A 20,367-nucleotide genomic window follows, 5' to 3' on the forward strand; every position below is an offset into this window, starting at 1 on the left:
GGCGGTGGTGGATCCCGTTACATGAAGGGTTGGCGCGCGGCCCGGTCGCGCGTTTATTGCGCCGCACTGTTGTTGCTATCGGGATGGGCGCCCGCGCATGCCGCGCTACGCCTGCAACTGGACACCCGCGGGCTGGAACCGGCCCAGGTCGTTGCCAGTCAGGAACTGCTGGACCAGGCGCTCGCGCGGTTGCCTCCGGGCTTCACGGATTCGTTGGACCAACAGGTCGTGGTTCGCTGGGACGATGTGTTGCCTCACGATGCCTGGGGCCGGGCGGAACACCGTGAGCTGCTGCTCAACCGCCGGCTGTTGGACGGATTGACCGACGGCACGGCTGCCGGGCGCGCGAGCCGCCGCGATGCCACTCGCACCGGGCGTAGCCAGCGCGATGAACTGATCGCCACGGTATTGCACGAACTTGCCCACTTCCATGACCGCGTCCACGGGCTGTCCGATGAGCCACGCTTGCTCGATCTGGCCGGGTGGCAGGTCAAGGCCCGGTGGTTCGGTGCGCGCCAGTCGGAGAATCGGTTCGTCGATCGCAGCCCGGACCCGTACGAACTCACCAGCCCACGCGAGTTCGTTGCGGTCAATCTGGAGTACTTCCTGCTCGACCCGTCCTATGCCTGTCGGCGGCCGGGGTTGCACCGGTTCTTCCGGGATCATTTCGGCTGGGCGCCGTCGCACCCGCAGTGCCCGCAGGGGTTTGTCTATCTGAACGCGGGTAGCGCGGCAGGTGATGACGCCTCCGGCACTCCGCAGGTCTTGAACGTGCTCGACCCGGAACGCGTCTACGCTGTCGAATACCTGCTGGCCGAGGGCAACGAGCAGTTGATGAGTCGCTGGGGCCACAGCATGTTGCGGCTGGTGGTCTGTGCGCCCGGGCGGCCGCGCGGGCCGGGCTGCCGGCTGGACCTGCAGCATCACCTGGTGCTGTCGTTCCGCGCCTTCGTCAATGACGTGCAACTGTCCAGTTGGCGTGGACTGACCGGCTCCTATCCATCGCGACTGTTCGTGCTGCCGCTGGAGCAGGTGGTGGAGGAGTACACCAAGGACCAGTTGCGCGCGCTGCAATCGATCCCGTTGGCGCTGGACCGCAGCCAGATCGAGGGCCTGCTGGAGCGCGCCGCAAAACTGCATTGGAGTTACGACGGCCGCTATTATTTCGTCAGCAACAACTGTGCGGTGGAGACATTCAAACTGCTGCATGACGGCGTCCCGCAGCTGGCCCAGGCGGGGTTGGCGGCGATTACGCCGACCGGCCTGCTGACGAAGCTGGATCGGCGCGACCTGGCCGATACCTCGGTGCTGGACGACCCGCACGAGGCGCGCCGGCTGGGTTACCGCTTCGACTCGTTTCGCGAGCGTTTCCAGGTGATGTTCGTGGTTGCGCGGCAAGAGCTGGGGCTGCCGCAAAGCGAGGTCGAAGACTGGTTGGCATTGCCGCCCGGCGAACGGCGCGTCTGGTTCGATCAGGCCGGGTTGCGTGCCAGTGCCGCGTTGTTGTTGCTGGAACAAGCGGCATTGCGTCGGCAGGTATTGCTGGCCCAGGAAGATCTGAAACGGCGCTACCTGGGCGCGATGATGGCCGGACGCGACGACGGGCCGAACAGGCAGCCGAATGCCGCGGAGGATCCCTTGCCTGCGGGCCAGACGGCGCCAGGTGGCGAACCTGCCGATGCCGGTGCCAGGCTTCGCCAGATCCTGCAGCACAGCGGGTTCCTCAGCCGCCCGGCCGGGTTGCTCGCTGCGAGCGACGGCTATGGCTTGCCGCAGCCCGCCGAGATCCAACGCCTGGCGCTGGAGAGTGGGCGCCGCAAGGCACGTCTTGACGAGCTCAACCTCCAGCTGCGTAATGAAGTCAAAGCGCTGCTGGATCCCGACCTGCGCGCCAACCTGGAGCGCACACGGGACAACGTGGATGCGCTCGGCGAGCGGTTGCGGGTGTTGAACCAGCGCGATTCAGGGTTGGACCTTCCATAGGGAAGGTCTGAACAATTCGTTTTGATCGTCACTCCCGCGTCCTACTGGACTTCCTGCGGTCGAAGGCGGGAGTCCAGGGACGTTGCCCATCAGAGGCTGACGTCCATGGATCCCCGCCTTCGCGGGGATGACGCAGTTGTTCAGACGATTCTTGGCGAGCCGGCGCAGGCGATCAGTCGGCGCGACCGGCGAACTCGCCACTGGTTGTGCTCACCAGTACCCGCTCGCCGGTGCCGATGTACTCGGGGACCATGATCTCAAGACCGGTTGACAGCTTGGCGGGCTTGGGTCGCTTGGTCGCCGTGCCGCCTTTGAGTTCGGGCGGTGTCTCGATAACCTCGATCGCAACGCTGGCCGGCAATTGCAGCCCGACCGGCAGCTCATCGATGATCTGCACATAGCACCCCGAAAGGCCATCGACGATATAGCCCGACGCATCGCCGACCACCGCCGCGTCCAGCATGTAGGGGCTGTAATCCTCGTCATCGAGGAACACGAATGCATCGCCATCCCTGTAGGAGTAGGTCACCTGGCGACGGCTCAACTCTACCTCCTTGAGGTCCTCGTCACCGCCCAGACTGAGATCGAACTTGTTGCCGCCGGGCACCGAGTACATGGTGAAACGGAACTTGACGTTGCCGCCCCGGCCTTGCGGCGAGCTGCGCTCGATGTCGCGCACCTGGTAAATGGTGTTGCTGTACTCGACCACGTTTCCTTTCTTGACGTCTGCGGCTTTCATTGGGTTCTTCCGTAGTTACCTGGGTGCCAGGCGCGTTGCGCCATCGAGACGGATGGTCTCGCCGTTGAGGTAGGTGTTGCCGAGGATGTAGGCGACCAGGTCCGCGTATTCCTCCGGCTTGCCCAGCCGGGAGGGGAACGGAATGGTCGCCGCCAGCGATTGCTGTACCGACTCGGGCATGCCGTCGACCATCGGCGTCCAGAACACGCCCGGGGCGATGGTCATCACCCGGATGCCAAAACGGGCCAGCTCGCGCGCCATCGGCAGCGTCATGCCCACCACACCACCCTTGGATGCGGAGTAGGCGGCCTGGCCGATCTGGCCCTCGTAGGCGGCCACAGACGCGGTGTTGATGATCACGCCGCGCTCGCCATCGGTGCCGGCCTCGTTGTGCTGCATCAGGTCGGCGGCGGCCTTGGCGACGTTGAAGCTGCCGACCAGGTTGACCATCACCGTGGCCTGGAAGCGCGACAGCGGCATCGGCCCTTCCTTGCCCAGCACGCGGCCGGCACCGAGGATGCCGGCGCAGTTGACCGTGACGTTGAGGCCGCCAAGGAACTCCCGGGCCGCCGCGACACTGGCCACCACCGCGGCTTCGTCGGACACGTCGGTGCTGAAGAACCGTGCGTTGGTTTCGCCCAGCCCAGCCACCGCCGCCGCGCCTTTGTCCTCGTTGACGTCGAACAGGGCGACCTTGCCGCCATGCTTGACCAGGTGCTGCGCGACCGCCAGGCCCAAGCCTGAAACGCCGCCGGTGATGATGGCGAGGGTAGTGGAGAGCTGCATGGGAAACCCCGAATAGGAAAGCCGTAATTCTAGGCCAGCGGCGCGGGGGCGGCGAATGGCTGCCGCGGACTATTTCGCTGGCACCGCCGCCGATGCGTACATGTCTTCCAGTGCTTCAGGCGACAAGCCTTCGGCAAACAGGAAACCTTGCCCGACACTGACCCCGAGTTTGATCAGGAAATCGCGTTGCTCCGGAGTCTCCACGCCTTCGGCTACCAGCTCCAGACCGAGGCTGCGGGCAATGCCGATGACCGCCTCGCATACGGCGACGTCGGAGGCGTTCCCGGGGATGCCCTGGACGAACACCTGGCTCAGCTTGAGCCCATGGATCGGCAGCCGGCGCAGGTAGTTCAGGGCGCTGTAGCCTTCGCCGAAATCATCGATCGTCAGCGTCACCCCCATCTCGCGCAGTGCCGCGAAGGCGTGCTGGGTGTCGGGCTCATCCTCGATCAGCACCCGCTCGGTGAATTCCAGCTCCAGTGCGCTGCCCGGCAGGCCGAATTCCAGCAGCACGGCCTCCACCGCCGTTGCCAGGTCCTTGCCCAGGAACTGGCGATAGGACACGTTGACCGCGACGCGATTGATCTCCAACCCACGGCTGCGCCATTGGCCCAGTTGCCAGCACGCCTGTCGAATGACCCAACTGCCGATTCCGATAATGTCGCCGGTGGTTTCGGCGTGGCTGATGAAATGGTCCGGCTGGATCTCCCCCAGCAATTCGTTGTTCCAGCGAATCAGCGCCTCGACCGCGATCAGCCGGCCGCTGGCCAGATCGACCTGGGGTTGGTAGACGAGGCGGAACTCGTCGTTGTCGATGGCATGGCGTAGCTGGGTTTCCAGTTGCTGGCGATGTTGTTGCTCGGCGGCCAGCTCGGGACTGAATACCTGCCAGCTGTTGCGACCGCGGCGCTTGCTGGCATACATCGCCACGTCCGCATTCTTGATCAGTTGCTGGGCGTGGTCGCCGTCCTGCGGCGACTGGGCGATGCCGATGCTGGCGGTGATCGCAAACTCCTCGCCGTCCATGCGGAACGCATCGGCAAATATCTCCAGGATGCGGTCGGCCAACCGTGCCGGTCGGGCAGGGTCGTCCTCAAGCGAGCACAGCACCAGGAACTCGTCGCCGCCAAAGCGGGCGATCAGTCCTTCCGTGCCGACCGCACGCTGGATGCGCCGTGCGGCAGACGAGAGCAGCCGGTCTCCCGCCGCGTGGCCGAGCACATCGTTCACGACCTTGAACCGGTCCAGGTCGATGTATAAAACCGCCAACGCCGATTGGCATGAATCACCCAGGCGCGCTTCAATCTCGATGCGCAGTGCATCGCGGTTCAACAGGCCGGTCAGCGGGTCCGTGCGTGCTTCTACACGCAGGGTTTCCTCATCCTGTTTGTCCTCGGTGATGTCCTGCACGGTACCGGTCAGGGTGGCACTCAAGGGCGAGGCGACCTGAGCCTCCCCGATCACGCGAATCCAGAACTGATGCCCATCGCCACGCCTGCCTTGCAGTTCAAGTTGCAGGCCCTGCCGGCTTTCCATGGTCTGGTCCAGCGCCTGGCGCAAGCGTCGGTGGTCGGATTCGACCAGGCAATCCAGCAGGCCTTCCATCGTGTCCGGGGCCGGATCGCGTCCGATGATGCGTTGTGCCTCGTTGGTCAGGTACAGATGGTTGCGTCCGGTGTCCCACTGCCAGCCACCAATGTGGGCCAGTGCCTGTGCGCGCTCGAACAGCGTGCTGTCGCGCTTGAGCGCAGTGACGTCGTGGAATACGGACAATGCCTGGTGTGGCTTGTCCGCACCGGCGACAAACTGAGGCACCGCGATCACCGACAGCCAGATCAGCTCGTGTCGTCGCTGGTTGAAGAAGCCGATCACTTCGGGTCCAACCGGCTTGCCGGTGGCCAAGGCGCGGGACGATGGCAGGGCATTGTCGGGCAGTGCCTTGCCACTCTCGTCCACCATCAGCCAGCGACCGTCCTTGAACACCTCATCGATGCTCGTGCTCTGTTCGGCATCCATCAACCGGATCGCGGCCGCGTTGGCGTAGGTGGTGTGCCCGTCGGCGTTGCGCACCACGATGCCCTTGTCGACCATCTCGGTCAGTTCACGGAAGCGGACCTCGGCATCGACGCGGGCGCTGAGATCGCGCGCGACCGCAACCAGGCAGCGCTGGCCGTCGTATTCGAAATTGGCCGAATGGACTTCGACCGGAAACCGGCTGCCGTCCGCTCGCCGGTTGGTGACTTCAATCACATAGCTCTGCCCGCGCGCGAGCGCGTCGTGCACCGGACCCATGTGGCCGGGCGGCAGGTCAGGGTTCAACAGGTCGATTGGCTGGCCGACAATCTCATCCCGGGGGCGTTGGTATGCGGCGACCCCGGCCTTGTTGAGGTCCAGCACGGTGCCGTCCCAGGCAATGATGCTGATCGGATCCGGCATGGCGTCAAACAACGCCCGGTAGCGCTGCTGCGCGGACGCTTCGTTGCCCAGTGACTGCTGCAGTGCGGCCCGGGCCTGCTGCAGGACGGTCGCCAGCGCGGGGGACAGGGTGGTGTCCTGGCCGGCCTGGTCCAACGCCATCAACACCGCCGATGCATCCAGCGGGCCAAGCGGTGCTGACGGACTTCGTGCGGGTGGCTTGCGCTTCAATCTACACCGCCATTGCCTTGCCGACTTTACTGCTGGTCTCCCGCCCCAGGCGGCTGGACAACCAGCGCCCGGTTTCGGCCAGCAGCTCGAGATTGATGCCGGTATGGATGCCCAGGCCATGCAGCATGTAGACCACGTCCTCACTGGCGACGTTGCCGCTGGCGCCGGGCGCATAAGGACAACCACCCACGCCGGAGACCGCCGAGTCGACCACCGCGACGCCTTCTTCCAGGCACGCCAGGATGTTGGACAGCGCCTGGCCGTAGGTGTCGTGAAAATGCACCGCCAGTGCCGTCATCGGGACTTCCCCGGCGACGGCCTTGAGCATCGCGCGCGCCTTGCCCGGCGTGCCCACGCCAATGGTGTCCCCCAATGAGATTTCATGGCAGCCCATGACGTGCAGTTCGCGTGCAACCCGGACCACATCGGCCAACGGCACGTCGCCCTGGTAGGGGCAGCCCAGCACCGTGGACACATAGCCGCGGACCTTGATGCCGTCGGCCCTGGCCCGTTCCAGGATGGGGGCGAAACGGACCAGCGATTCGGCGATCGAGGCGTTGATGTTCTTCTGGTTGAAAGCTTCCGAGGCCGCAGTGAACACCGCGACTTCGCGGACGCCGGCGGCGAGTGCGCGCTCGTAGCCTTTCTCGTTGGGGACCAGTACCGGATAGTCCACGCCCGGTTTGCGGGCAATACCGGCATAGACTTCGGCGGCGTCGGCCAGTTGCGGTACCCATTTGGGGCTGACGAAGCTGGTGGCCTCGATACTTTGCAGGCCGGTCGCAGACAGCCGGTCGATCAGCTCGATCTTGTCCGCGGTGGCGACGATCGCCTTCTCGTTCTGCAGGCCATCGCGCGGGCCAACCTCGACGATGCGGACCACGGGCTTCATTCCACCGGGTCCAGGGTGACGAGGATCGCATCGGCGTCGACAAACTCGCCGGCCTGCGCTCGGACCTCGGCAACGGTCCCGTCGCGCGGTGCCTTCAGGCTGAGCTCCATCTTCATCGCCTCGATCACCATCACCTCCTGGCCGGACTGGACGACCTCGCCAGCTGCGACCTTCACTACCACGACGCGCCCCGGCATCGGTGCAACGACGTTGTCCGCGCCGGTGCCTGAACCGCTTTCCTGATGACAATACATCGCCAATGGCTGCAGGCGAAGCCGTTGGTCGCCGTCGTGGACAATGACATGACGGTCCTGGTCGAGCACCTGGAAGCGCCGCGCGCGCTCGGCGATGCGCAGGCTCAGCGACCCGCCTGCCAGCCGCGCGCCGGTGACCTGGTGGGTGTCGCCGCCAGTATCGACACGATAGTTGCCATCGCTGCCGCTGGCGCGAACTTCGATGCGTTGTTCCCGGTACCCGAAGGCGAGGCTGCGCAGGCTGCCGTGACCCAGGCGCCAGCCATCGGCGATGGCCCACGGTGAACCCGGGTCGCCGGAGTTCTCGGCCAACCGGGCGGCGTTTCGTTCCTGTCCCAGCAGGCTGGTTACCGTGGCGGCCAGCAGCAAGTCGGTATCGATCTCGTCGTTGGCTGGTATGAATTGCTCGAGGTGGCGATCCAGGTACCCGGTGTCGATGGTGCCGGCGACGACCGTCGGGTGCCGCACCAGGCGCTCCAGAAACGGGATATTGGATTTGGGGCCGCTGATCCCGCACTGCGCCAACGCGTCGCGCATCCGGGCCAACGCGCGCGGACGGTCGACGTCATGGACGATCAGCTTGGCGATCATCGGGTCGTAGAAAATCGTCACCGTATCGCCTTCGATCACGCCCGAATCGATCCGGACATGCGGGCCGGGTGCCGGTAGCCGCAGACGCTCCAGCTTGCCGGAGCCGGGCAGGAAGCCGGCCTCCGGGTCTTCCGCGTACAGGCGTACCTCGACCGCATGGCCGTGGCGTTCAATCTGGTCTTGCGCCAGCGGCAGCGGTTCACCGGCGGCGACCTGCAATTGCCAGGCGACCAGGTCCAGTCCGGTCACCAGCTCGGTCACCGGATGCTCGACCTGCAGGCGGGTGTTGATCTCCATGAAGTAGAAGCCTGCCGGCTTGCCATCGGCATCCTGGCCGACGATGAACTCCACCGTGCCCGCATTGACATAGTCGATCGCCCGCGCCGCCATGACCGCGGCCTCGCCCATCTGTTCGCGCAGCGCCGGGGTCAGGAACGGCGAGGGCGCTTCCTCCAGCACTTTCTGGTAACGCCGCTGGGCCGAGCATTCGCGCTCGCCGAGGTGGATTGCATTGCCGAAGTCGTCGCCAAATACCTGAAACTCGATATGACGCGGTTGCTGGACATAGCGTTCCAGCAGCACCCGGTCACGGCCGAATGCGTTCTTCGCCTCGCGCTGGCAGGATTCCAGATTGGACAGGAATTCGTCCGACTCGCGCACGATCCGCATGCCCTTGCCGCCGCCGCCGTGCGCGGCCTTGATCATCAGCGGGTAACCGATCCGGTCCGCCTCGGCCTGCAAGTGGGCGGGCGCCTGATCCTGGCCGGTATAGCCCGGCACCACCGGCACCCCGGCGGCCTGCATCAGGTCCTTGGCGCCGGCCTTGCTGCCCATCTTGCGCATCGAGGCCGCCTTGGGCCCGATGAACGCCATGCCGGCGCCTTCGACGGCCTCGGCGAAATCGGCGTTTTCCGACAGGAAACCGTACCCCGGGTGGATCGCCTGCGCGCCGGTCCGGGTGGCGATATCGATGATGGCGTCGCCGCGCAGATAACTTTCCGCAGGGGTGGGCCCACCGATGCAGTACGCCTCGTCGGCCTGGCGCACGTGTTGGGCATCGGCGTCCGCGGTGGAGTACACCGCGACGGTGCGGATGCCCAGTTCACGGCAGGTGCGGATGACCCGGCAGGCGATCTCGCCGCGGTTGGCAATCAGGATCTTGTTGAACATGCGGGGGCTCGCGTCAAGGGGGTTGCTGGGAAGGGTGGCGGACGCACGGGCGGTCATTGGCACCAGCCTGGCTTGCGTTTGTCGAGGAATGCCGCCAGCCCTTCCTGGCCCTCCGCCGATACCCGCAGCCCGGCGATCAGGCTGGCGTTGTCGGCGTCGTGGCGCGCGCCATCACGATGGGACGCGACCTGGCGCACCAGCGACTTGGCTTGCGCCGAAGCCACCGGGCCGGCCTTCAACAGCAAGTCGATCTGCCGTTGCACCGCGGTGTCCAGGGCGGTGGCGTTGACCACGTCGTGCAGCAAGCCCATCGCGCAGGCTTGGCGGCCATCGAAAATCTCGGCGGTGGCAAACCAGCGCCGCGCCTGGCGCGCACCGATCGCCTCGATCACATACGGCGAAATCACCGCCGGCAGCAGGCCCAGCTTGCTCTCGGTCAGCCCGAACTTCGCCTCCGGCACGCCGATCGCGATGTCGCAGCAAGCGACCAGTCCGACACCGCCGCCAAACGCCGCGCCGTGGACCTTGGCGATGGTCGGCTTTGGTATCTCATCGAGGGTGCGCATCAGCCGTGCCAGCGCGAGCGAGTCGTCGCGGTTCTCGGCCTCGCTGGCGTCGGCCATCCCGCGCATCCAGTTGAGGTCGGCCCCGGCCGAGAACGACGCGCCTTCACCTTCCAGCACCACGACCCGCACGCTGTCGTCCCCACCCAGGCTCTCCAGTGCACCGGTCAGCGCCGAGATCAGCATGGCGTCGAATGCGTTGTGGACCGCGGGACGGTTCATACGCAGTCGGGCGACGGGGCCCTCGCGCAGGTTCAGCAGCGGGTTGGTCATCGGTACTCGGAGGTTGCGGGACTGGTTGAATGATAGCCGTCGTGCTCCGGCAACCACCCATCCACGACCGGGATGCGACCAATTCTCATTATGAAGTAGAATCCGCGGGTCCCTTTCCGCGTGATTCCGATGCTCATTGCCCTGCGTCTGCTTGCCATTTCGCTGATGTTGTCATTCACGCTGCCTGTGTACGCAGACGACCCGCTTGCCAACCAGCCGGTGAACGAGCCAGTGAACCAGGACGCGCAGACCGCGTGGCGCCTGCTCGACTACATCGCGGTGGACTATGCCGTTGCCGTCGCCGCGGAAGGCGGAGAGGTCGTGAGCGAAGCCGAATACGCGGAGATGACCGAGTTTTCCAACGCGGTAAGCGAGCGCCTGGATGCCCTGCCGCCGAGCGACACCCGGGCGCGCCTGAAGGATGGCGCGAAAGCCCTGCAACTTGCCATTGAGAACAAGGCCACCCCCGGGGAAGTGGCCTCGCTGGCGCGCAATCTTGGCGGCGAATTACTGGCGGCCCATCCGATGCCGTTGGCGCCCTCCAGTGCACCGGACCTGGCCCGGGCGGCCGACCTCTACCAGCAGCAGTGCGCCAGCTGTCATGGCAAGACCGGTGCCGGCGATGGCCCGGCAGGGATCGCGCTGGACCCGCCGGCGATCGACTTCACCGATGAGTCGCGCGCCCGCGAGCGCAGTGTGTTCGCGCTCTACCAGGTGATCGAACAGGGCCTGGAAGGCACCGGCATGGCCAGCTATGCGCACCTGCCATCGGAAGACCGCTGGGCGCTGTCGTTCTATATCGGCCAGTACGCGTATCCGGATGAGCTGGCGGCACCGGGCGAGCGTCTGTGGAACGGCGATGAGTCGCTGCGTGCGCGGTTTCCGGATCTGGGAACCTTGACCCAGGTGACCCCGGCCGCCCTTGCCCAGAGCATTGGCGAGGACGATGCCAAGGCGGTGACGGCTTACCTGCGTCGCCATCCTGAAGTAGTGCAGGCCAAGCCGGAAGGATCGTTGGCCCTGGCCCGCTCGCGTCTGCTCGAAAGTACCCGGGCGTATGCGGCAGGCGATCAGCGCAAGGCGCGCGATCTGGCGCTGTCCGCCTACCTGGATGGGTTCGAGCCGGTGGAGCCGTTGCTGGCGGCGCGTGATGGCGCGCTGATGGTGGAGATCGAAACCGCCATGGCCGAGTTGCGTTCGCGCATCGGCCGCTCGGCGAGCGTGGAAGACATACAGGCGCAGGTCGAGGTCGTCGACGGCTTGTTCGTCAGGGCCGAGGCGGCGCTCGCCCCGGGGATGGCGAGCAACATGACGGCCTTCGTGGGGTCTTTCACCATCTTGCTGCGAGAGGGCCTGGAGGCGTTGCTGGTCCTGATTGCGATGATTGCGTTCCTGCGCAAGGCCAACCGCACCGAGGTCATGCCGTACGTGCATGCCGGCTGGGTCTCCGCGTTGCTGGCAGGCGGGCTGACGTGGGTGGTGGCGACCTACCTGGTCAGCATCAGCGGTGCCAGCCGCGAACTGACCGAAGGGTTCGCGGCCCTGTTTGCCGCGGCGGTGCTGCTGTTCGTCGGCATCTGGATGCACGGCAAGAGCCAGGCCGGTGCATGGCAGCGCTACATCAAGGAAAAGCTTTCCCACGCCTTGTCGAAACGGTCGGCATGGTTCCTGTTCCTGCTGTCATTCGTGGTGGTGTACCGCGAAGTCTTCGAGACCGTGCTGTTCTACGCCGCGCTGTGGAGTCAGGGTAATGGCAATGCCATCCTGGCCGGTGGTGCCGCCGGCGCGGTGGTACTGGCGGGTATCGCCTGGGCGATGCTGCGGTACAGCCGGAAGCTGCCGATTTCCACCTTCTTCTCTGTCAGCTCGATACTGATTGCCGTACTGGCCGTGGTGCTGGCGGGCAAGGGTGTTGCCGCGCTGCAGGAGGCCGGTTGGCTGTCGGTGTCGGTCGTCAGCTTTCCGCGGATCGCGCTGTTGGGGATCTATCCAACCCTGCAAGGCGTGCTGGCGCAGCTGGTCACGCTGGCGATCATCATCATCGGGTTCTGGGGCAATCGCCGCGCGGCATTGGCGCGGTAAGCCACGCGCCAGCTTGAGCACGCCAGCTTGAGCACGCCAGTTTGAAAGCGCGCTGACCGGAATGTGCTAACCGGAATGTGTTGCAGGTACCCGCCGCCCTAATGAGGGCGGCGGGTTTTTTTACCGGTGCTTTCGGTGGCTTCCACCACCAGGCTGAAGGTCCGCTCGTCGCCCGGGTGCAGCGCACCCACGCCGACCACCTGGCGGTTGATCTCCTTGCCGCGGCCGTCGCGGATCGACAGCACCATCGAGTACTCGCAGGCACCATCGGCGGGGGCCGGAATGGTGCCTTCAACCTTCAAGGCGGTTACCGCGGCTGCGGCGGCTGGGCCGGCATCAAACCGCAGGTGTCCACGGCATTGCGGACACACGCTGGAGCTTTCCAGGATCGTGGTCTTGCAATGCGGGCAGGTGCGGGTCGCGCCCGCAGTGCCCGGGCGCGGTGTGCTCATGCGAGGCTTTCGAGGCCCGTCTTGGTGCCGGACTGGTTGGCAGGCTTGTTGCCCGAGTTGTTCTGGGATTTGTTCTCGGCCTTGTCGTAGCCCTTGTCACCCCAGCCGAACTCGACCTGACCGCGCATCCGCGACCCGGCGGCGACAATCAGCGATCCGGCCTTGACGTCGCCGATCAACGCACCCGACTCCAGCACCTCGACCCGTTGCGCCGACTCGATGTTGCCTTCCAGCTCGCCGGCAACGATGACCTTCTGCGCGCGTACGCCGCCGGTCAGCTTGGCGCCGGTCTCGATCGTCAGGTTGCCCTGGACGTTGACATCGCCGTTGAACTTGCCGGCAATGCGCACGTGCCCGGTACCTTCGATTTTTCCCTCGATGGTCAGGTCGGCGGCAATCAGCGATTCCTTCATCGATGATTCGTTGCGGCCCGGTGCAGCCACTTCACGGGTCGATGGGGCATCGAACCGGGCCGCTTCCGGGGTCGGGGTCGGTACCGATTGAACAGGCGCCGGCGGGGCAGCCGGGGCAGGCGCCGGTGATTTTGAGGAGGCGGGTTCTTTCCAGATAGCCATCGGTTGCAAGGTCCATCGAATCAGGGACCTCCGAATCTAGCACCGACTTCACGCCTCCTTGATGTGAAACCGGCCTGAAAAGCACATTCCCTTCAGCCGACCGACAGGAAAGCCGTGTTCATCAGTGCATCCCATCACACTGCGGCGCCGTGGACAGATCAGCGTTGCCGCGCTCGTGCCAGTACGGCAGGAACTACATCCGGAACACGCCGAAGTGGGTTCCGCGGGTGCCGGGCTCACCTTGGGCCGGCGCATTGAACGCGGCCGACAGCCCCAGTCCAAGCACGCGACGGGTGTCGGCCGGGTCGATGATGCCGTCGTCCCACAGCCGGGCGCTGGCGTAGTACGGGCTGCCTTGCGACTCGTATTGCTCGCGCAGCGGTACCTTGAACGCCTCTTCCTCATCGGTCGTCCAAGTCCCGTCGCGCGCCTCGATGCCGTCGCGCTTGACCGTCGCCAGCACCGAGGCCGCCTGTTCGCCGCCCATCACGCTGATCCGCGCGTTCGGCCACATCCACAGGAACCGGCCACCATAGGCGCGCCCGCACATCGCGTAATTGCCGGCGCCGAAACTGCCGCCAATCACCACGGTGAACTTGGGCACGTGCGAGCAGGCCACCGCAGTGACCATCTTCGCCCCGTCCTTGGCGATGCCGGCCTGCTCGTACTTCTTGCCGACCATGAAGCCGGTGATGTTCTGCAGAAACACCAGCGGGATTCCGCGCTGGTTGCACAGCTCGATGAAGTGCGCGCCCTTGAGCGCGCTCTCGGCGAACAGGATGCCGTTGTTGGCCACGATGCCGACCGGGTAGCCGTGCAGGTGCGCGAAGCCGGTGACCAGGGTCTTGCCGTAGCGCGCCTTGAACTCCTGGAACTCGCTGCCGTCGACGACGCGGGCAATTACCTCACGGATGTCGAAGGGGCGGCGGGTGTCCTTCGGCACGATGCCGTACAGCTCCTCGGCGGCGAATAGTGGCTCGCACACGGGCTGCACCGCGACCGGCACGACCTTCTTGCGGTTGAGCGTGCCGACGATCCCGCGGGCGATCTGCAGCGCGTGGCGATCGTCCTCGGCGAAGTGATCGGCAACGCCGGAGATCGACGTGTGGACGTCGGCGCCACCGAGGGTTTCGGCATCGACGATCTCACCGGTGGCAGCTTTCACCAGCGGCGGCCCACCGAGGAAAATGGTGCCCTGTTCCTTGACGATGATCGACTCGTCGCTCATCGCCGGCACATACGCGCCGCCGGCGGTGCAACTGCCCATGACCACGGCGATCTGGGGGATGTTGTCCGCGCTCATGCGGGCCTGGTTGTAGAAGATCCGGCCGAAGTGCTCCTTGTCCGGAAACACCTCGTCCTGCAAGGGCAGGAAGGCGCCACCGGAGTCGACCAGGTAAATGCACGGCAAATGGTTCTCGCGTGCGACTTCCTGTGCGCGCAGATGTTTCTTGACCGTCATCGGGAAGTAGGTGCCGCCCTTGACGGTGGCATCGTTGGCGACCACCACCACCTCCAGGCCCTGCACCCGGCCGATACCGCAAACCATGCCGGCCGCTGGCGCGGCGTCGTCGTACATGCCGCCTGCCGCCAATGGGGCGATCTCCAGGAACGGCGAGCCCGGGTCGAGCAGGGCAGTGATGCGGTCCCTCACCAGCAACTTGCCGCGAGCGGTGTGCCGGTCGCGCGCCTTGTCGCCGCCGCCGTGTGCAGCGCGCAGCAACCGGCTGTCCAGTTCATCAACCAGCGCGCGGTGGTAAGCGACGTTGTCCTTGAAATCCTGCGAGCGCGGATCGAGCGCGGAACTGAGTACGGGCATGCGGCGTTCTGTCGGTGATGGTCCAGGGGCTACAGGATACCCGTCCGGCAACTTCGCCAATGGCAGTTCGAGCCAGACATGAAAAAACCCGGGTCCGCATGACGCGGGCCCGGGTTTGGAGTAACGGGATGATCGAGGCGATCAGTCCTGGATTTCGGCGTCCGCCTCGGCCTCGGCTTCCGCCTGCTCCTGCTTCATTTTAGCGGAGACACTGTCGGCAGCCTCGCCGATCGTACCGGCGGCATTCGCCTTGCCTTCCTCGTACGCCTGCTGCAACGGATCTGCGGCGGCATCGGCGCTGGTTGCGGCCGAGTCGACAGCGTCAGCGGTGCTGGCAGCAGCCGAGTCGATGGCGTCGGCGGTGTTGGTAGCGGCAGCATCAATCCCGGCAGCGGCGGAATCCGCGGCTGACGACGCAGCAGCGGCAGCCTGGTCGCCGGCAATTTCGGCCTGGGCGGCGGCTTCATTGGCTTGCTGGTCGGCGTTTGGCGAATTGCAGGCGGCAAGGGCAAACGCGCTGGCAGCAAGAAGGGCGGTGATCTTGTAGTTCATGGTGGACTCCTGGGTTTGTCGGCAGTGAAACTGCGTTGGGTCGCCGGTTCTGCCGGCGGGCGCACTATTGAGGCTTTGCCTGTAAAGGAATGTGAAGGCCATCAAAAAAGCCGCCGGGATACCCCGGCGGCTTTCGGTACAGCTGACAACCAGGACGGATTACTGACCGTCGTTGTTGGTCTCGGCATCACCACTGGCAGCGGCTTCTTCCGCAGCGTCCTGGGCCTGCTCGGCAGCGTCGGCAGCGTTCTCGGCAGCGTCGGCAGCGTCATCGGCACCGGTCATGTCGGTAGCGGCGGCAGCGGCGTCAGCCGAGGTCGCGGCGGCATCGGCAGCCGAAGCGGCGGTGTCGGCAGCAGCCTGGGCAGCGTCGGCAGCCATCGCGTCGCCGGTAGCGGCGGCGTTGGCAGCAGCCTCGGAAGCCTCGGACGAAGCAGTAGCCGCTTCAGCCGCAGCGTCGTCAGCCTGCTGGGAGTTGGAGCAGGCAGCCAGGGCAAAGCCCATGGCGATAGCGAGCAGCGCCTTGTTGAAAGTCATGGTGTAGTCCTCGTCGTTAATAGGGTTAGGCAACGCGCTAGTGCGCGCATTAACATGATGACAACCGAGCGACGCGTGTCAAGCGCCACGTAGTGCCTTTTTCGTTAACGAAACGTTGACGTTTGGGTGCCGTTGGGGAAACGAGTCAGAGCAGTTCGATCGCGATCGCTGTCGCCTCGCCGCCGCCGATACACAGCGACGCGACACCTCGCGTGCCTCCGCGCGAGCGAAGTGCATTGATGAGTGTCACCACCAGACGTGCGCCACTGGCGCCAATCGGGTGTCCCAACGCCACCGCGCCGCCATGCACGTTGACCTTCTCGTGCGGGATCCCCAGATCCTTGATTGGCGCCATCGCGACGCAGGAGAACGCCTCGTTGATCTCGAACAGGTCGACGTCCTCAACCTTCCAGCCCGCCTTCTCCAGCACGTTGCTGATCGCCGTGACCGGCGCGGTGGTGAACCACTCCGGCGCCTGGGAATGGGTCGCGTGGGCGACGATGCGTGCCAGCGGTTTCAGGCCGCGTGCGCTGGCGTCCTCGGCCGACATCAACACGGTGGCGGCAGCACCATCGGAAATTTTCGACGATGACGCCGCTGTCAACACGCCTTCCTTGCCGAACGCGGGGCGCAAGCCCGGGATCCTGCTCACGTCGATCTTGCCCGGCTCTTCGTCGGTGTCGACCACGGTCTCGCCCTTGCGGGTCTTGACGGTGACCGGGACGATCTCGTCCTTGAACCTGCCCTCGGCCTGGGCAGCCTTGGCGCGGTTCACGCTCTCGGTGGAAAACGCGTCCAGCGCGGCGCGATCGAACTGGTACTCGTTGCACGCCATGTCGCCGAACACGCCCATTGCCTTGCCGTCGTACGGGTTGGTCAACCCATCGTGGGCCATGTGGTCGAGGAACTCGGCGCTGCCGTAGCGGACGCCCGTGCGGCTGCCGTTCAACAGGTGCGGGGCATTGGTCATCGACTCCATGCCGCCGGCCACAACGACCTTCGCCGAGCCGGCCTTGATCAGGTCGTGTCCAAACATGATCGCTTTCATGCCCGAACCACACACTTTGTTAATGGTGGTGCAGCCGGCCGAGGTGGGCAGACCAGCATTCAGCGAGGCTTGCCGTGCCGGTGCCTGGCCCAGCCCAGCGGGCAGTACGCAGCCCATGATGACCTCGTCGACCTGGTCGGCCGCGAGGCTGGCATGCTCGAGGGCACCGGTGATGGCAGCAGAGCCCAGCGCCGGTGACGGCACGCCGGTGAACTGGCCGAGGAAGGAACCGATGGCGGTGCGCTTGGCACCAACGATGACGACGTCGCTCATGGGGGACTCCGGTAAATGGGGGCTTGAGCTGCCCGAACCCCTCCGATTATGCCGCCGCGTGCTGCATTGCGGCAAACCGCAAGTCGCGGCTGCCGTTGCGGGTGCGCGCAGTGCCCGCCATTGTGGCCTGTGTCGCGATCGGCTAGAAAGGGTGGGGTTGATCAGCCGTTATGAACCAGCCGTTATGACGCACCCGGGCGACACCGGGACCAGATGGGGAGAGGAGACAGAATGAAGCCAAAGGATAGTGGGCGCTGGCAAGCAATGGTGGGCGGGGCTTGTCTGCTCGCATTGGCGGCGTGTAGCGGTGGCGGTGGTTCGTCCAACATCCGCCCGCAGCCGACGCCTCCTCCCACCGCGCCGGATCCGGAGCCGGAGCCAGGCCCGCAGCCGGACTTCGATGCCCATCTGGTATTGACCAACGCGGTCGCGGCCCACGATGCCGGTTTCACTGGCGAAGGCGTGATCATCGGCCTGCTTGACAGTGGCATCCGCCGCGACCACCCGACCCTGGTCGGCCGGGTCGTCGATCCGGGATTTGTGTACCTGGATGAGGATCAGAACGATCTCGACACCGACGACGTGCTGGGTCACGGCACCAGCGTGGCGCAACTGGCCGGTGGCAGCGCGTTTGGCAGTTGGCCCGGCGGTATTGCCCCCGGGGCGACGTTTGTCTCCGCCCGGATCATTGCCGACGATCCCCCCGTGGACGACGGGTCCGGCCAGGGCAACCGCGTCACCGACGGCTCCTGGCTGGGGGAGGTCCACAAAGACCTGATCAGCGCAGGCGTACAGATCTCCAACAACTCCTGGGGTGGCCTGTACTGGGATGGCGATGCCGTGACCAGGACCTTCATCGATGCGATGACGCCTTTCGTGGTGGACTGGGGCGGCCTGGTGGTGTTTGCGACCGGCAACGAGTCCGGAGCCAATCCGAGCGATACCGCCTCCTTGCCCAGCCAGGGCGCCGGCGCGTCGGGCCTGGAGCGGGGCTGGCTCGCCGTGGCCGCGCTGGACACCCTTTCACCGACTCAACTCGCCTCCTATTCCAACGCCTGTGGTATCGCGATGGACTACTGCCTGGTGGCACCGGGCGACGTGGTATTCACCGGTCTGGACGATACCGCGGGTAATCCGACCTATTGGGTCGGCGGCGGGACATCGTTCGCCGCGCCGCAGGTATCGGGCGCGGCGGCGCTGGTGTGGGAGGCATTCCCCTATTTCGACAATGACCTGGTGCGGCAGACCTTGCTGGGCACGGCGACCGACCTTGGTGTTGCCGGCGTGGACAACGTATTCGGGCATGGACTGCTGGATGCGGGCAAAGCCGTGCAGGGGCCGGCCAAGCTGGACTGGGGCCAAGTCACGGCTGCATTCGATGGTGGCATGTCGGTCTGGTCCAACCCGATTTCCGGCGCGGGCGGCATCACCAAGAGCGGTACCGGCCACCTCGACCTGACCGGTGAAAACAGCTACACCGGCGAGACCATCGTGGAGGCAGGCTCGCTGTCCACGCTGCACGCCTTGCCTGGCGACACCACGGTGCGCATTGACGGCCTGTTGCTGCTGGACGAAGTCGGGGTGCACGGAACGCTGCGCAACGAGGGCGCGACCGCGATCTATGGGGCCAACCCGGATGGAGCGGTGCACGTGATCGACGGCGATTTCGCCCAGACCGCCAGCGGCCGGCTTGCGCTGGAGGTCGGCTCGCAGTTGCAGGTGCAAGGGCGCGCCGACATTGACGGCGAGGTACTGGTCACCGGCGTCACCGAAGGCTATGTATTTTCCGCACGTGAGACCTTCCTTGAGGCCGCGCAAGGCGTGAACGGGAGGTTCGGCCAGGTCTCGGCCAGCAGTGGCGTGTTTCTCGAAGCCACCCTGGGTTACGACGCCAACAGCGCCTGGCTGGACATCGACCGGCTGGATGTCAGTGCGGCCGCACAGTCGATGGGCCTGACTGCGGCCTCGGTCGGATCGGCGTTGCGGATCGAGACTGCCTTCCAGGTCATCGATGGCAACGGTGCAGGGGCATTGCCGGTCGACGGCCCGACGGGCGCCGACGCAGCCAGTGGGTTCATCCACGGCGCCGCGGCGCTCCAGCGCACCCAGACCGCCGCCGCTGCCGAGCGTTCGCTGGCGAGCCTGTCGGGGGAGCTGCATGGCGCGGATACCTCGTTCGCGATGATGGCGATGGAAGACAGCCGCCACACGCTGGAATCGCGACTGGATGCACTGAGCCGCGGTGCCGGTAACGGCGCCTGGGCCGACCGCCTTGGCGGCGAGCGTTCGCACTCCCATACCCGGGTCGATGCCAACGGCTGGCTGATCGGTCAAGACCAGCGGTTTGGCCCGCACTGGACGGTCGGCGTCGCGTTCGGCCAGACCGATGGCTACGCCAATCACGACCTGCGCCGCGATCGCGAGCACAACCGTCAGTTCGAAGGCCAGCTCTACACCGCCTGGAGCACCGGCGGAAACTACGTGCTCGGACGTTTCGCCATTGGACAGATGGACCGCAGGACGCAGCGCGAAATCACCCTGGGGGCGGATCGCTTCGGCGTCGGCGCTGACTACGACAACCGCTACACCAGCTTCGGCCTGCAGGCCGGCCATCGCTTTGACTTCGCTGGCGGCACGCTGACCCCGTATGTCGGCACCGAAACCATGCAACTGGAGCGCGGTGCCTTCAGCGAGAACGGGGCCGCGGGCTTTGGCCTGAGCACCACCGGGTCCAGCCTCGAGGCGACCCGTGCACTGGTGGGCGCTCGCGTGCAACAGCAGTTGCGGGTGGGATCATCGGTGATGACGGTGAGCAGCCGCCTGGAGTGGCAGCGCCTGCTGTCGCAGACCGGCAGCCTGATTGATGCGCGCTTTACCGGGATCGATGCCTGGGCGCCGATCAGTGGCACCGGGCTGGCTCGGGAAGCGGCCGTATTCGGCGTCGGCCTGCGCGCTGACCTGCCGCTCGGCCAACTCGGCTTCGACCTGGATGCCCGTCACGAGCTCGGCAGGACCTGGACCGGCGCGTCTGCCAACTGGTCGGTCGGGTTCTGACCCGGTTGACGCTTTAAACAACGACGTTTCAAACAACAACGCCGCGGATGTCCGCGGCGTTGTTGTTTCTGCGTGGCG

The 20,367-nt window shown here is 65.7% G+C and carries 15 protein-coding genes; 3 read left to right on the top strand and 12 right to left on the bottom strand.

Annotated elements, in window-relative coordinates:
- Positions 1–21 precede the first annotated feature (21 nt).
- Positions 22–1,983, top strand: a complete 1,962-nt coding sequence (locus tag ACW7G6_RS01335; protein WP_456997382.1) for a DUF7844 domain-containing protein — start codon at positions 22–24, stop codon at positions 1,981–1,983.
- A 172-nt stretch (positions 1,984–2,155) separates the two neighbouring features.
- Here the strand turns inward: ACW7G6_RS01335 and efpL are convergent, their stop codons facing one another.
- From efpL to ACW7G6_RS01365, 6 genes are all read right to left on the bottom strand, one after another.
- Positions 2,156–2,722 (bottom strand): elongation factor P-like protein EfpL, encoded by a 567-nt coding sequence (gene efpL, locus ACW7G6_RS01340; protein ID WP_456979093.1) that lies wholly within the window; start codon positions 2,720–2,722, stop codon positions 2,156–2,158.
- Between the two features lie 15 nt (positions 2,723–2,737).
- Entirely contained in the window at positions 2,738–3,508 is a 771-nt protein-coding gene (locus tag ACW7G6_RS01345) for an SDR family NAD(P)-dependent oxidoreductase (RefSeq protein ID WP_456997383.1), read from the bottom strand.
- Between the two features lie 69 nt (positions 3,509–3,577).
- On the bottom strand, positions 3,578–6,154 hold the full coding sequence (locus ACW7G6_RS01350; protein ID WP_456997384.1) for a sensor domain-containing protein: 2,577 nt from the start codon (positions 6,152–6,154) through the stop codon (positions 3,578–3,580).
- Position 6,155: 1 nt separating this feature from the next.
- Positions 6,156–7,046, bottom strand: a complete 891-nt coding sequence (locus ACW7G6_RS01355) for a hydroxymethylglutaryl-CoA lyase (protein WP_456997385.1) — start codon at positions 7,044–7,046, stop codon at positions 6,156–6,158.
- Positions 7,043–9,061 carry an acetyl/propionyl/methylcrotonyl-CoA carboxylase subunit alpha gene (locus ACW7G6_RS01360; protein WP_456997386.1) on the bottom strand — a complete coding sequence of 673 codons (2,019 nt, stop codon included), beginning with the start codon at positions 9,059–9,061 and terminating at the stop codon, positions 7,043–7,045. The genes ACW7G6_RS01355 and ACW7G6_RS01360 overlap by 4 nt, the downstream gene beginning before the upstream one ends.
- Positions 9,062–9,114: 53 nt before the next feature.
- The gene (locus tag ACW7G6_RS01365) at positions 9,115–9,897 is read right to left on the bottom strand and encodes an enoyl-CoA hydratase-related protein (protein ID WP_456997387.1); all 783 of its coding nucleotides are present in this window, start codon (positions 9,895–9,897) and stop codon (positions 9,115–9,117) included.
- A 129-nt stretch (positions 9,898–10,026) separates the two neighbouring features.
- On the opposite strand from ACW7G6_RS01365, the gene ACW7G6_RS01370 reads away from it, so the two are divergent.
- Complete coding sequence (locus ACW7G6_RS01370; protein ID WP_456997388.1) at positions 10,027–11,979, top strand: FTR1 family protein; 1,953 nt, start codon at positions 10,027–10,029, stop codon at positions 11,977–11,979.
- A gap of 98 nt (positions 11,980–12,077) precedes the next feature.
- Here ACW7G6_RS01370 and ACW7G6_RS01375 read toward each other — a convergent pair whose 3' ends face one another.
- The 6 genes from ACW7G6_RS01375 to ACW7G6_RS01400 all read right to left on the bottom strand — a co-directional run bounded on the left by ACW7G6_RS01375 (position 12,078) and on the right by ACW7G6_RS01400 (position 17,235).
- A complete protein-coding gene (locus ACW7G6_RS01375; RefSeq protein WP_456961199.1) occupies positions 12,078–12,431 on the bottom strand; it encodes a hypothetical protein in 354 nt (117 codons plus the stop codon).
- Positions 12,428–13,006 (bottom strand): bactofilin family protein, encoded by a 579-nt coding sequence (locus tag ACW7G6_RS01380; RefSeq protein ID WP_456979100.1) that lies wholly within the window; start codon positions 13,004–13,006, stop codon positions 12,428–12,430. Before ACW7G6_RS01380 ends, ACW7G6_RS01375 begins: the two co-directional genes overlap by 4 nt.
- Before the next feature lie 193 nt (positions 13,007–13,199).
- On the bottom strand, positions 13,200–14,825 hold the full coding sequence (locus tag ACW7G6_RS01385) for a carboxyl transferase domain-containing protein (protein WP_456979101.1): 1,626 nt from the start codon (positions 14,823–14,825) through the stop codon (positions 13,200–13,202).
- Between the two features lie 141 nt (positions 14,826–14,966).
- Positions 14,967–15,377 (bottom strand): hypothetical protein, encoded by a 411-nt coding sequence (locus tag ACW7G6_RS01390; protein ID WP_456979102.1) that lies wholly within the window; start codon positions 15,375–15,377, stop codon positions 14,967–14,969.
- 159 nt (positions 15,378–15,536) lie between these two features.
- A complete protein-coding gene (locus ACW7G6_RS01395; protein ID WP_456979103.1) occupies positions 15,537–15,914 on the bottom strand; it encodes a hypothetical protein in 378 nt (125 codons plus the stop codon).
- Positions 15,915–16,059: 145 nt separating this feature from the next.
- Positions 16,060–17,235, bottom strand: coding sequence for a thiolase family protein (locus tag ACW7G6_RS01400; protein ID WP_456979104.1), 1,176 nt, complete (start codon positions 17,233–17,235; stop codon positions 16,060–16,062).
- Positions 17,236–17,466: 231 nt separating this feature from the next.
- Between ACW7G6_RS01400 and ACW7G6_RS01405 the strand changes: the two genes are divergently transcribed.
- Entirely contained in the window at positions 17,467–20,289 is a 2,823-nt protein-coding gene (locus ACW7G6_RS01405) for a S8 family serine peptidase (protein ID WP_456979105.1), read from the top strand.
- The last annotated feature ends 78 nt before the right edge of the window (positions 20,290–20,367 follow it).

The organism is Lysobacter sp. A421 (genome assembly GCF_054052145.1).

Coding starts and splice junctions, on each gene's coding strand:
- ACW7G6_RS01370 (WP_456997388.1), top strand. CDS start 10,027: ATGCTCATTGCCCTGCGTCTGCTTGCCATTTCGCTGATGTTGTCATTC.
- ACW7G6_RS01375 (WP_456961199.1), bottom strand. CDS start 12,431: ATGAGCACACCGCGCCCGGGCACTGCGGGCGCGACCCGCACCTGCCCG.
- ACW7G6_RS01395 (WP_456979103.1), bottom strand. CDS start 15,914: ATGACTTTCAACAAGGCGCTGCTCGCTATCGCCATGGGCTTTGCCCTG.
- ACW7G6_RS01405 (WP_456979105.1), top strand. CDS start 17,467: ATGAAGCCAAAGGATAGTGGGCGCTGGCAAGCAATGGTGGGCGGGGCT.
- ACW7G6_RS01380 (WP_456979100.1), bottom strand. CDS start 13,006: ATGGCTATCTGGAAAGAACCCGCCTCCTCAAAATCACCGGCGCCTGCC.
- ACW7G6_RS01355 (WP_456997385.1), bottom strand. CDS start 7,046: ATGAAGCCCGTGGTCCGCATCGTCGAGGTTGGCCCGCGCGATGGCCTG.
- ACW7G6_RS01360 (WP_456997386.1), bottom strand. CDS start 9,061: ATGTTCAACAAGATCCTGATTGCCAACCGCGGCGAGATCGCCTGCCGG.
- ACW7G6_RS01365 (WP_456997387.1), bottom strand. CDS start 9,897: ATGACCAACCCGCTGCTGAACCTGCGCGAGGGCCCCGTCGCCCGACTG.
- ACW7G6_RS01390 (WP_456979102.1), bottom strand. CDS start 15,377: ATGAACTACAAGATCACCGCCCTTCTTGCTGCCAGCGCGTTTGCCCTT.
- ACW7G6_RS01345 (WP_456997383.1), bottom strand. CDS start 3,508: ATGCAGCTCTCCACTACCCTCGCCATCATCACCGGCGGCGTTTCAGGC.
- ACW7G6_RS01385 (WP_456979101.1), bottom strand. CDS start 14,825: ATGCCCGTACTCAGTTCCGCGCTCGATCCGCGCTCGCAGGATTTCAAG.
- efpL (WP_456979093.1), bottom strand. CDS start 2,722: ATGAAAGCCGCAGACGTCAAGAAAGGAAACGTGGTCGAGTACAGCAAC.
- ACW7G6_RS01335 (WP_456997382.1), top strand. CDS start 22: ATGAAGGGTTGGCGCGCGGCCCGGTCGCGCGTTTATTGCGCCGCACTG.
- ACW7G6_RS01400 (WP_456979104.1), bottom strand. CDS start 17,235: ATGAGCGACGTCGTCATCGTTGGTGCCAAGCGCACCGCCATCGGTTCC.